This window comes from Arsenophonus endosymbiont of Aphis craccivora, from assembly GCF_013460135.1.
Taxonomy (GTDB): Bacteria; Pseudomonadota; Gammaproteobacteria; order Enterobacterales; family Enterobacteriaceae; genus Arsenophonus; species Arsenophonus nilaparvatae.
Window position 1 is genome coordinate 1,169,272 of sequence record NZ_CP038155.1, and the last position, 13,091, is coordinate 1,182,362.

Below are 13,091 nucleotides of genomic sequence, written 5' to 3' on the forward strand. Positions count from 1 at the left end.
ATGTCGCTAACATGGTAGAATATCACACCAAACATGATTTTGCCTTGACGACAGAAGAGCGAGAAGAGATCGAGCAAGAAAAACATCACTATGAAGATGCCAGAGCCGCTTCAATTGAAGCATTAAAAATTGTACAAAAAAACGCGGTTGGGTGGAAGACGGTGCTATTTATGCAATTGCCTATCTGTTAGGTATTCCGGCTAGTGATGTAGAAGGAGTGGCCACCTTCTACAGTCAAATTTATCGCCAACCTGTTGGGCGCCATATTATTCGTTATTGTGACAGTGTGGTTTGTCATATTACCGGTTATCAAGGTATTGAGGCTGCAATTATCAAATTATTAAAGATTGCGCCCGGCCAAACAACTACTGATGGCCGGTTTACCTTATTACCAACTTGTTGTCTGGGTAACTGTGATAAAAGTCCGACTATGATGATTGATGAGGATACCCATAGTCATGTAAAGCCATCTGATATTCAACGGCTATTGGAGCAGTATCCATGACAACACAGCGACAAATTACCCGTAGTGCGCAGACACATCTATTAACCTGGCGGTTACGTGAAGATCAGCAGCCGGTCTGGTTAGAGGAATACTTAAGTAAAAATGGTTACCAAGGTGCTAAAAACGCCCTAAAAAGTATGTCGCCAGATCAAGTTGTTAGCTTAGTTAAAGATGCTGGTCTTAAAGGTCGCGGTGGTGCTGGTTTTTCTACCGGCCTCAAATGGAGCTTGATGCCGAAAGATGACAGCATGAATATCCGTTATTTACTTTGCAATGCTGATGAAATGGAGCCTGGAACCTATAAAGATCATCTTTTAATGGAACAGCTACCGCATTTGTTGATCGAGGGAATGTTAATTGGCGCCTTTGCATTAAAAGCGTACCGTGGATATATTTTCCTGCGTGGTGAATATATCGAAGCTGCTAAACATTTGCGGAAAGCGATTGAGGAAGCGAAAGCAGCGGGTTTATTAGGTAAGAATATTCTGGGTACGGATTTTAATTTTGAGCTTTTTGTGCATACCGGTGCTGTGCGCTATATTTGTGGTGAAGAAACAGCGCTGATTAAATCCCTTGAAGGGCGCAGGGCAAATCCGCGCTCAAAACCTCCTTTTCCGGCAACATCCGGTGCCTGGGGTAAGCCGACTTGTGTCAATAATGTGGAAACACTTTGTAACGTGCCTGCGATTATTGAACATGGTAAAGAGTGGTATCTCGGCCTTAGCGAAGGTAAAAGTAAAGATGCCGGAACTAAGCTGATGGGATTTTCCGGGCGGGTTAATAATCCAGGGTTGTGGGAATTACCTTTTGGTATTACTGCTCACGAGATCCTGGAAGATTATGCCGGTGGAATGTGTAAAGGTTTAACGCTTAAAGCCTGGCAACCAGGCGGGGCTGGTACCGACTTTCTAACCGAAGCGCATCTCGATTTAGCAATGGATTTCGACAGTATCGCTAAAGCAGGTAGCCGTCTGGTTACCGGGCTTGCCATGGCGGTTGATAATGAAATTAATATGGTTTCTTTAACTCGCAATTTAGAGCAATTTTTTGCTCGCGAATCCTGTGGCTGGTGTACACCGTGTCGGGATGGCTTAACCTGGAGTGTGAAAATTCTACAGGCGTTAGAGAGTGGTGAAGGACAACCAGGCGATATTGAGACATTAGAGCAACTTTGTCGCTTTCTTGGGCCAGGTAAAACTTTTTGTGCTCATGCACCTGGTGCGGTAGAACCTTTACAGAGTGCTATCAAATATTTTCGTGCTGAATTTGAAGCGGGCATCAGCCAACAGAATTTTACCAACTTGAGTCCAATTACTGGCATTCAACCAAATTTGTTAAAGCAGCGTTGGTGATAACTTATGCTAAGCTGAATAAAAACATATTTAAGTCGACTGAATTTTTGATTAACGCCTGCTGAAAAAGCAGGCCATTAGGAAGCATGCTGACTATGGCTACAATATATGTAGACGGCAAACGATATGATGTAAATGGGGCTGAAACACTATTGCCGGCCTGTCTCTCTCTGGGCCTGGATATCCCTTACTTTTGCTGGCACCCAGCGTTAGGAAGTGTTGGTGCTTGCCGTCAATGCGCAGTTAAGCAATATCAAAATGCTGACGACACACGTGGTCGTCTGGTAATGTCTTGCATGAAACCGGCTTCTGATGGAACCTATATTTCCATCGATGATGATGAAGCCAAACAGTTTCGTGCAAGTGTTGTTGAGTGGTTGATGACAAATCATCCACATGATTGCCCAGTTTGTGAAGAAGGCGGCAATTGCCATTTACAAGATATAACGGTGATGACTAGTCATACAATGCGTAAATATCGTTTTACCAAAAGAACACATCATAATCAGGATCTAGGTCCATTCATTGGTCACGAAATGAATCGTTGTATCGCTTGCTCTAGTTGTGTTCGTTATTACAAAGATTATGCTGATGGCACCGATCTGGGGGTTTATAGCGCCCATAATCATGTCTATTTTGGCCGGGTGGAAGACGGTACGCTAGAGAGTGAATTTGCTGGCAATTTAGTTGAGATCTGCCCAACTGGGGTTTTTACTGATACAACCCATTCTGAACGTTACAATCGCAAGTGGGATATGCAATTTGCGACAGGTATATGTCAACAGTGTAGTATTGGTTGTAATACAAGACCAGGTGAACGTTATGGTGAATTACGCCGGATTGAAAACCGTTATAATGGGGTGGTAAATCACTATTTTTTATGTGATCGTGGCCGCTTTGGTTACGGTTATGTTAATCGCAAAGATCGACCTCGTCAGCCTCAATTAGTTAAAAAAGCAAAACGACACACTATTTCGTTGATAGAGGCGATGCAAACGGGCGCCAAAATTTTACGCCAAGCAATAAAGACTATCGGTATTGGGTCACAAAGAGCTAGTATCGAGAGCAATTATGCATTACGGGCACTGGTTGGCGAAGAAAATTTTTATTCAGGTATATCGACAGCAGAACAACGTCATCTCGAACTAATGGTTAATATTCTGCAAAAAGGAGGCGTCTATACGCCGACATTGCGTGAAATTGAAAATTATGACGCAGTGCTGGTTTTGGGGGAGGATTTAACCCAAACTGGAGCTCGTATAGCATTAGCGGTTCGTCAGGCGGTTAAAGGTAAAGCAAGGGCAATGGCTGAAGCACAAAAAGTGGCAGATTGGCAAATTGCCGCCGTGTTAAATATTGGCCAACAGGCTAAATACCCATTATTTATCACTAATATTGATGATAGCCGTTTAGATGATGGTGCTGCATTAAATTATCGCGCGCCGGTTGATGATCAAGCTGGCTTTGGCTTTGCTATTGCCCATGCTTTGGACAGCAAAGCGCCAGCGGTGGATGATTTGCCAGCGGATATTAAAGCAAATGTTGAATTAGTTGCTGCAGCGTTATTGCAGGCCAAAAAGCCACTTATTATTAGTGGTAGTAATTCTGGTAGTGAAGCACTTATCCAGGCCTCAGCTAATATTGCTTTTTCATTAAAAGCGAAAAATGTCGAAGTTGGAATTAGCTATATTGCAGCTGAAGCTAATAGCTTTGGCTTGGCTTTAATGAATGCTCAATCGTTAGATATCGCAATGGAGCGTCTTTCATCCGGTGAAGTTGATACTGCGGTAGTAATGGAGAATGATCTTTATCGGCATAGTGATGTTGATAGTGTTAATAATGCTCTGAAAAAGCTGAATAAATTTATTGTTGCGGATCATCAACATACTACTATTATGGATCAGGCGGATCTGATTTTACCAGCTGCCAGCTTTGCTGAAAGCAGTGGAACATTAATTAATAATGAAGGTCGAGCGCAACGTTATTTTCAGGTGTTTGATCCGACTTATTACCAACCTAATATTGCCATTAATGAAAGTTGGCGTTGGTTACATTCATTGCAGGCAGAGCTCAAAACACGTCAAATCGATTGGTCACAAGTAGATCATGTTATACAGGCCTGTATAACCGCTATGCCGCAGTTTGCGGCTATTGTCGATGCGGCACCTAATGCCACATTCCGTATCCATGGACAAAAATTAGCCCGTTCGCCCCAGCGTTATAGTGGACGTACCTCAATATTGGCTGATATAGAGGTCAGTGAACCTGGTCAACCATGTGACATTGATACGCCATTTGCTTTTTCGATGGAAGGTAATAATAGCCCCACCGCTATTCGCCAGCAAATTCCGTTTGCATGGTCGCCAGGCTGGAATTCACCTCAAGCGTGGACTAAGTTTCAAGCTGAAGTCGGTGGCCATTTACGTTTTGGCGATCCGGGGATCCGATTATTTGATTCAACTGATAGTCACTTAGATTATTTTACTGCTATTCCGCTTGCCTGGCAGCGGCAGGATAATCAATGGACGATTGCACCTTACTATCATTTATTTGGTAGCAATGAAACCTCACAGCGAGCTGAAGCAATACAACAACGTATGCCAGAAGCTTACATTATGCTCAATATTCAGGATGCTGAACACCTGGTTGTTAAAGCTGGGACAGTGCTTGAATTCAGTTATGGTGGGCAAATTTATCGATTGCCAGTTCGTCTCAGTTATCATTTGGCGCCAGGACAGATTGGTTTACCTTTAGGTATGCCTGTGATTGCACCAACGATGGCAGGTATGGCGGTGAAAAATTTACGGAGGGCGACATAATGACCCTATTTTCTGCTGAAGTCACCGCATCGATTATTGCTGTTCTACAAGCAATAGTTGTTTTGCTGGTGGTGGTTATTTGCGGCGCTTTAATGAGTTTTGGCGAACGTCGTTTATTGGCACTGTTCCAGAATCGTTATGGACCTAATCGGGTAGGTTGGGGAGGCTCATTACAGATTGCTGCTGATATGATTAAAATGTTATTTAAAGAAGATTGGATCCCACAATTTTCAGATAAGCGCATTTTTATGTTGGCACCAGTAATTGCCTTTTGTTCCATGTTATTGGTATTTGCCATTATTCCGGTTAGCGCAACTTGGTATGTTGCCGATCTTAATATATGTCTGCTGTTTTTTTCATGATGGCTGGCTTAGCGGTTTATTCGGTACTGTTTGCAGGTTGGTCAAGTAATAATAAATACTCTTTATTAGGCGCGATGCGCGCCTCAGCTCAGACGTTAAGTTATGAAGTTTTTCTCGGCCTTTCATTAATGGGGATCGTTGCCCGAGCTGGCTCCTTTAACTTAATTGATATTGTCAATTCGCAAGCTGGATTATGGAATATTATTCCACACTTTTTCGGCTTTTTAACCTTTGTCATCTCGGGTGTTGCTGTTTGTCACCGGCATCCATTTGATCAACCTGAATCAGAACAAGAACTGGCCGATGGCTATCATATTGAATATTCCGGTATGAAATTTGGTCTGTTTTTCGTCGGCTAATATATCAGTATTGTCACCGTTTCTGCATTAATTGTGACCTTATTTTTCGGCGGCTGGCTTGGCCCATTTTTACCTGGCTTTATTTGGTTTGCATTAAAAACAGCTTTCTTCATGGTGATGTTTATTCTTGTTCGCGCCTCATTACCACGTCCGCGTTATGATCAAGTGATGGCTTTTGGTTGGAAAGTGTGTTTGCCATTGACGTTGATCAATCTGTTAGCAACCGCAGCAGTTATTCTATGTAACGCTTAATAAGGGAGGATTGAGCCATGACATTAAAAGAGTTAGTGGTTGGTTTGGCCACCCAGATACGTAGTATTTGTATGATCGGGCTACATGCTTTTCATAAATGTGAAACGAAAATCTACCCGGAGGAGCAGGTTTATGTACCTCCTCGTTATCGCGGGCGTGTTGTATTGACCCGAGATCCTGACGGTAAAGAACGTTGTGTGGCTTGTAATTTATGTGCGGTAGTTTGTCCGGTTGGCTGCATTTCATTACAAAAAGCGGAACAGCCAGATGGCCGTTGGTATCCAGAACTTTTCCAGATCAATTTTTCCCGTTGTATTTTCTGCGGTTTATGTGAAGAGGCTTGTCCGACTACCGCTATTCAACTAACGCCTGATTTTGAAATGGGGGAATATAAACGCCAAGATTTGGTCTATGAAAAACAAGATTTGTTGATTTCAGGTCCAGGTAAATACCCAGATTATAATTTTTATCACAAAACGGGTATGGCGATTAGTGGTAAAGATAAAGGTGAAGCGGATAATAAAGCTAAGCCTATTAATGTTAAAGATTTGTTGCCATAAGGAGCGATGTTTATGGAATTTGCATTTTATGTCGCTGGATTGGTGGCTATTTTGGCAACGCTTAGGGTAATAACACATACCAATCCAGTACATGCGCTGTTGTATCTGATCGTTTCTCTGTTAGCTTTATCGATCGTTTTCTTCTCGGTTGGTTCTTATTTTGCCGGTGCCTTAGAGATTATCGTCTATGCCGGGGCTATTATGGTGCTGTTTGTGTTTGTGGTCATTATGGCTTTGTTGAATAAATCGAACTTTTAGGTGATTGGCGGAGCTGATCGCTAAATTCGTTTCAACATCAGGTCCCCATGGCAAAGCAAAAGTTTAAAATTACCAACTGGCCCGCGTACAACAAGGCACTCAGACAACGCGGTTCCCTGACGGTCTGGCTTGATGAGTCGGCCATCGCTGGATGGACTGACAGTTCTTCGCCTGAAGGTCGTGGCCGGCCGCTTTACTACAGCGATATGGCTGTTACCACTGTCCTGATGATGAAGCGTGTGTTTAACCTGTCACTCCGGGCATTACAGGGCTTCGTTGATTCGATTTTTAAACTCATGTCTTAGCCGCTGTGCTGTCCGGACTACTAGCTGGTCAGCAGACGAGCAAAGAGCGTCAACATCAGCATAAAAACGCCACCGCGTGGTGAAATCTCGCATCTGGTCATCGACAGTACCGGTCTGAAGGTCTTTGGCGAAGGTGAATGGAAAGTCAGGCAGCATGGGGCTGACAGACGAAGAGTGTGGCGCAAGCTTCATCTGGCAGCAGACAGTGTGAATCATGAGATTATCTGTGCCGACTTATCGCTCAGCGGAACGACAGATGCGCAGGCACTGCCGGGCCTGATTAACCAAACCCACCGGAAAATCAGGGAAGTGTCAGCAGACGGTGCTTATGACGCCTGTTACTGCCACGACGCGTTGCTAAGAAAGAAAATCAGGCCCCTTATCCCGCCGCGAAGCGGAGCGAAATACTGGCCGGACAAGTACCATGAACGTAACCATGCGGTGGCGAATCAGCGTCTGAGCAGGAGTAATGATATGTGGAAAAAGAAAGTGGGTTATCACCGGCGTTCAGTGGCAGAAACAGCGATGTTCCGCATAAAAACTTTGCTGGGTGGCCATCTGAGGCTGCGTGACTATGAGGCTCAGGTAGGTGAAGCAATGGCGATAGTCAAAGCGCTGAACCGTATGACGTTGTTGGGTATGCCATACAGCGTCAGGATCTGATAACAGGTGTAGCAGAGGGAGCCATCCTGTCGGCTAATTCTGATTTATTCAACAAAGCCGGTCATTATGCTTAATTTAGGTAAATCAGTCGTTGATCAGGAGCGTGCCTGGCTACAACCAAAAGCATGGATTGGCCCAGCTATCCTTTCAGCAATTTTACTTAGCGTGATTATCTATGCCATTGTTTCAATAAAACATAGACAGATAAAAGGTCAGATGATTAGTGCTAAGGAGGTTGGTATGAGGTTATTTGGTCCTTACGTATTGGCCGTTGAACTGATTTCTTTACTGTTATTGGCGGGTCTTGTCGTGGCATTTCATATTGGGCGTGAAAAGCGGCTTAACTCTCTGGATAGTCATTCGGATGTTGAGGAACAAGTATGATCCTTCTGCAACACGGTTTAATTTTAGCGGCAATTTGATTTGTTTTAGGTTTAAGTTGTCTGCTGATCCGGCGCAATCTTCTCTTTATGTTAATTGGATTAGAAATAATGATTAACTCAACCGCATTGGCTTTTGTGGTGGCGGGTAGTGATTGGGGACAAGCTGATTGCCAAGTCATGTATATTCTAACGATTAGCTTGGCTGCCGCGGAAGCAAGTATAGGATTGGCGTTGTTATTACAACTTCATCGTCATCGCCAGAACCTTAATATTGATGAAGTCAGTGAGATGCGCGGATGAATTTACTCTATTTAACCATTCTGCTGCCACTATTGGGATTTCTACTACTCGCATTCTCTCGCGGACGTTTGTCGGAAAATGTGTCCGCTATCATCGGGGTTGGTTCGGTAGGGTTGGCAGCACTGGTAACATTTTGGCTAGCGATTGATTTTTGCGCTAATAATGCTGACGGTGGTTATGCTGATCGTCAAATATTGTGGCACTGGATAGCAGTAGGCGACTTGAACATCCCAATTACACTGGTATTTGACGGTTTATCGTTAACCATGTTGGCAGTTGTGACTGGCGTCGGCTTTTTAATTCATCTATACGCTTCTTGGTATATGCGTGGTGAAGAAGGTTATTCTCGTTTTTTTGCTTATACCAATTTGTTTATTGCCAGTATGGTTGTTTTAGTTTTGGCTGATAACATGATGCTAATGTACCTGGGTTGGGAAGGCGTCGGGTTATGTAGTTACTTGCTAATCGGTTTTTATTACACCAATCCAGAAAATGGCAAAGCAGCCATGAAGGCTTTTTTTGTCACGCGGATTGGTGATGTATTTTTAGCTATTGACATGTTTATTCTCTATAACCAATTTGGCACCCTTAATTTCCATCAATTGAGCATACTGGTACCACAACAAATTAGTGCAGGCTCTTCGCTGATTAATTGGGCTACGCTTATGATCCTTGGCGGTGCGGTCGGTAAATCTGCTCAGTTGCCTTTGCAGACCTGGTTAGCCGATGCAATGGCGGGGCCAACTCCAGTATCTGCGCTTATTCATGCCGCAACAATGGTAACTGCTGAAGTTTATTTAATCGCACGCACGCATAGCCTATTTTTGATGGCGCCGGAAATATTGCACTTAGTCGCTATTATTGGTGCAGTCACCCTAATATTGGCTGGATTTGCGGCCTTAGTACAAACAGATATCAAGCGCGTATTAGCTTATTCGACGATGAGTCAAATAGGTTATATGTTTTTAGCTTTAGGTGTTCAGGCTTGGGATGCGGCTATTTTTCATTTAATGACCCACGCTTTCTTTAAAGCTTTACTCTTTTTATCCGCTGGCTCAGTGATTGTTGCCTGTCACCATGAACAAAATATATTCAAGATGGGTGGTTTACGTAAAACGTTACCTTTTGTTTATGGTTGTTTTTTAATCGGCGGTGGCGCGCTAGCGGCAATACCACTAGTTACTGCCGGTTTTTATAGCAAATACGATATCTTATGGGGAGCAGCCCTTCAAGGAGAAACAGTTTTACTCTGGGCTGGTATAGTTGGTGCATTTATGACCGCACTTTATACCTTCCGTATGATTTTTATTGTCTTCCATGGCAAAAAACAGACATCAGCTCAAACTGTCGGTGGTATTAGTCATACTCTGCCGTTAGCGGTATTAGCAGTTTTATCTACGGTTATTGGTGCACAGATTGTTCAACCGTTAGCGGGCATATTTCCTGTCAATGAAACAATCAATGAGTCGGGTAAAGTGAGGCTGGAAATAATTTCAGCAATTGTTGCATTATTGGGGTTGGAACTGGCGGTATTCCTCTATATAGGCAAACGTAAGGTTGTTAAATCAATTGCTAAAAGCGCAGCAGGGCGTTTCTTTACTATTTGGTGGTATCAGGCTTGGGGATTTGACCAACTCTATAACCTTATTTTTGTAAAACCATTTAAAGCAATTGCTCAATTATTGGCAAATGATCCTGTCAATTCATTAATGAATATTCCCGCTGTGATGTCACGTTGGGGCAATAAAGGCTTAACTTTAAGCCAGAATGGGCAGATCCGTTGGTATTTGGCTTCTATGGGGTTAGGGGCAGTGTTGATGTTAGCACTGTTACTTCTGGTTTAATTAAGGGACACATTGCGCCATGCTATTACCTTGGCTAATACTTCGCCCCTTCATCGGTGGTGTATGTTGGCTGTCCGAACGATTCAATAAAGGGGCACCACGCTATTTGGCACTGCTTGTGATGGGGTTAACTCTGCTCCTCTCTGTATTACTTTGGTTGCAGGGAAATTATTCGTTGCCTGATACGTTGGTATTACCCCAATGGCAGGCGATCTTTTTCATGCCATGGATCACGCCATTAGGTATTAATATTGCCCTAGCCATTGATGGTTTATCATTACTAATGATAGTGCTAACGGCTATTATGGGGATTTTTTCCATATTGAGTTCGTGGAGTGAAAATCAACCTAATCAGGGTGCTTATCACTTCCATTTGATGTGGATTTTAGCCGGCGTGATGGGAATTTTCATGGCGGTGGATCTGTTTTTGTTTTTTTTCTTCTGGGAAATGATGTTGATCCCGATGTATTTCCTAATTGCTAATTGGGGACATAAAGGCTCAGAAGAACGTGTACATGTTAATGCTGCAACTAAGTTTTTTATTTATACCCAAGCAAGTGGCTTGATTATGTTGCTGGCGATTGTGGCATTGGCATTGATTCATTATCAATCATCGGGTCATTGGTCATTTGCCTATCACGATCTGTTAAATACCAAAATGTCAGCGCTGACACAGTATTTATTGATGCTGGGGTTTTTTATTGCCTTTGCGGTAAAAATGCCTTTGGTACCTTTTCATGGATGGATGGCAGACGCGCAGGAACAATACCCAACGGCCGGCTCCGTTGATATTTCAGGTATCATGCTGAAAACGGCCGCTTATGGTTTATTGCGTTTCACTTTACCGCTATTTCCTGAAGCATCGATTCAATTTACCCCTATCGCCATGACGTTAGGTGTGATTAGTATATTTTATGGTGCATGGTTAGCATTTAAATAGACAGATATCAAACGTCTGGTGGCTTATAGTAGTTTGTCGCATATGGGGTTTGTTACCGTCGCCATTTATGCAGGCTCCATTCTTGCTTACCAAGGAGCTATGTTACAGATGATAGCCAATGGCTTATCAGGTGCGGCTTTGATCATTATTAGTGGTCAACTTTATGAACGCACCGGAACACGTGATATGCGCATGATGGGCGGATTATGGAAACGGATCATGTGGCTGCCTGCGCTATCACTATTTTTTGCGGTTGCAACCTTAGGAATGCAGGGTACCGGAAATTTTGTCGGTGAGTTTATGATCCTATTTGGTACTTTTGGCCAATTCAAATTGGTGACCATTATTATGGTATTCGGTGTGGTATTTGCATCTATTTATGCACTTTGGATGATGCAACAAGTTTATTATGGTACTGCAAAATCGGAAAAAGTACTGCCTGCTTTAAATGGTCGCGAGGTGTTGGTTTTATTGACATTAGCACTGTTATTAGTTGTATTAGGTTTTTATCCGCAACCGGTGTTAGATACTTCAAAAAATGTGATGGAATCACTCCACAGTTTATATTCCATTTCATTTTCAACATTAAGGCCATAATTCGTCATGACCATAACTTTTGAACAATTGATCGCATTGTCACCACTTTTGATCGTTGGGCTATTAGTGGTGATTGTGATGTTATCCATTGCCTGGCAACGCCATCATTTAATCAATGTCACATTAACAATAACCGGTTTTATTATTGCCCTGCTATCTTGCTTGTTAATTGGAGATAGGTTGCCGATTGAAGTGACGCCATTAATCTATGTCGATAAATATTCACTTTTCTATAGCATACTGATTTTGATTGCCGGTATTGGCACAGCAATTTATGCCTATCGATGGCTTGCAGGGTATCTGGATAATAAAGAAGAGTTTTATTTATTACTAAGTATTGCGGTAACGGGCGTGATTCTGTTATCAATGGCTAATCATTTAGCAACCTTATTTATTGGTATTGAATTGATTTCATTGCCATTATTTGGCTTGGTTGGTTATGCCTGTACTCAGAAGCGTTCATTAGAAGCTAGCATTAAATATATGTTACTATCCGCCGCTGCTTCTGCATTTTTATTGTTCGGTATGGCATTACTTTATGCTGAATCAGGCAGTTTAGCCTTTGCCAAATTAGGTTCAAGCCTAAATGAGCATATTATTCACTATCCAGTCCTTATGGTTGGTTTAGGTATGATGTTGGTTGGTATTGGTTTTAAACTCTCTTTTGTCCCATTCCAATTATGGACGCCGGATGTTTATCAAGGTGCGCCTGCACCAGTTGCGACATTTTTGGCAACTGCCAGCAAGATCGCTATTTTTGCGGTTTTAATGCGTCTACTGATGACATCGCCCCTAGCAGAAAGTCAGGCATTATTGTCAGTACTCAGCGTTATTGCCATTGCTTTTATACTGTTTGGTAATTTGATGGCTATTTCACAACAGAGTATTAAGCGTCTGTTAGGCTACTCATCTATTGCCCATATGGGATATTTGCTACTACCGTTAATTGCTGTACAGACTGATAGTGTTGCAGCACAAATTACAGTGTCAATCTACTTTATTGGCTATTTATTCGCTAATTTAGGGGCTTTTGGCGTGGTAAGTATTCTATCCAGTCCTTATTGTGGCGATGATAAAGACGATATTAGTGTTTATCGGGGATTATATTGGCGCCAACCGGTTCTAGCGATTATTTTGACTATCATGATGTTGTCGTTAGCTGGCATACCGATTACTTTAGGTTTTATTGGTAAATTTTATCTCATCATTAGCGCTATCAATGCTGAGCTGTGGTGGCTAACGGCTGCCGTTATTGTCGGTAGTGCGATGGGTTTATACTATTATTTACGTTTTATGGCCAGTCTATATAGCCGTCAGCCAATAACAAATAATCAATCTGACAAACAGTCAAATGTTAATTTAGCAACTTTATTTGCGCTCTTGGGTGCTGTTATTACAATTTTATTGGGAATATGGCCACAACCATTGTTTGAGATTGCGGTTGCTGCCTTGGCGGCATAAATATCAGTATACGTTAATAACCCAGCGCTAATATCTCTGGGTTTTTTACGCTCAATGTTATCAAAAGTGAAAAAACTAACCAATGGTTTGCTAAAGATACAAATAGCAGAATAAATACGAGGTTAGCCAAT

Annotated in this window: 5 protein-coding genes and 7 pseudogenes; all 12 read left to right on the plus strand. The window is 42.6% G+C overall.

Going from position 1 to position 13,091, the window contains the following annotated elements; genetic code table 11:
- The first annotated feature begins 11 nt into the window (after positions 1 to 11).
- The 12 genes and pseudogenes from nuoE to nuoN all read left to right on the plus strand — a co-directional run bounded on the left by nuoE (position 12) and on the right by nuoN (position 12,960).
- Positions 12 to 505 (plus strand): annotated as a pseudogene (nuoE, locus tag E3U36_RS06190) (NADH-quinone oxidoreductase subunit NuoE).
- Entirely contained in the window at positions 502 to 1,857 is a 1,356-nt protein-coding gene (nuoF, locus tag E3U36_RS06195) for an NADH-quinone oxidoreductase subunit NuoF (protein WP_180817445.1), read from the plus strand. The pseudogene nuoE and the gene nuoF overlap by 4 nt, the downstream one beginning before the upstream one ends.
- Positions 1,858 to 1,943: 86 nt before the next feature.
- On the plus strand, positions 1,944 to 4,676 hold the full coding sequence (gene nuoG, locus E3U36_RS06200) for an NADH-quinone oxidoreductase subunit NuoG (protein ID WP_180817446.1): 2,733 nt from the start codon (positions 1,944 to 1,946) through the stop codon (positions 4,674 to 4,676).
- Positions 4,676 to 5,649 (plus strand): annotated as a pseudogene (nuoH, locus tag E3U36_RS06205) (NADH-quinone oxidoreductase subunit NuoH). Before nuoG ends, nuoH begins: the two are co-directional and overlap by 1 nt.
- Before the next feature lie 17 nt (positions 5,650 to 5,666).
- Positions 5,667 to 6,209: an NADH-quinone oxidoreductase subunit NuoI gene (nuoI, locus tag E3U36_RS06210; protein ID WP_180817447.1), complete on the plus strand. Its 543-nt coding sequence runs from the start codon at positions 5,667 to 5,669 to the stop codon at positions 6,207 to 6,209.
- 12 nt (positions 6,210 to 6,221) lie between these two features.
- Positions 6,222 to 6,458, plus strand: a pseudogene (locus E3U36_RS06215) (NADH-quinone oxidoreductase subunit J); the annotation flags it as partial.
- Positions 6,459 to 6,514: 56 nt separating this feature from the next.
- A pseudogene (locus E3U36_RS06225) lies at positions 6,515 to 7,435 on the plus strand (IS5 family transposase).
- A gap of 36 nt (positions 7,436 to 7,471) precedes the next feature.
- Positions 7,472 to 7,819 (plus strand): annotated as a pseudogene (locus E3U36_RS06230) (NADH-quinone oxidoreductase subunit J); the annotation flags it as partial.
- Positions 7,816 to 8,118, plus strand: a pseudogene (gene nuoK, locus E3U36_RS06235) (NADH-quinone oxidoreductase subunit NuoK). The pseudogenes E3U36_RS06230 and nuoK, both read left to right, overlap by 4 nt.
- Positions 8,115 to 9,962 (plus strand): NADH-quinone oxidoreductase subunit L, encoded by a 1,848-nt coding sequence (gene nuoL / locus E3U36_RS06240; RefSeq protein WP_180817450.1) that lies wholly within the window; start codon positions 8,115 to 8,117, stop codon positions 9,960 to 9,962. The pseudogene nuoK and the gene nuoL overlap by 4 nt, the downstream one beginning before the upstream one ends.
- 19 nt (positions 9,963 to 9,981) lie before the next feature.
- Positions 9,982 to 11,499, plus strand: a pseudogene (nuoM, locus tag E3U36_RS06245) (NADH-quinone oxidoreductase subunit M).
- Between the two features lie 6 nt (positions 11,500 to 11,505).
- Positions 11,506 to 12,960, plus strand: a complete 1,455-nt coding sequence (gene nuoN, locus E3U36_RS06250) for an NADH-quinone oxidoreductase subunit NuoN (protein WP_180817451.1) — start codon at positions 11,506 to 11,508, stop codon at positions 12,958 to 12,960.
- Positions 12,961 to 13,091: the final 131 nt, after the last annotated feature.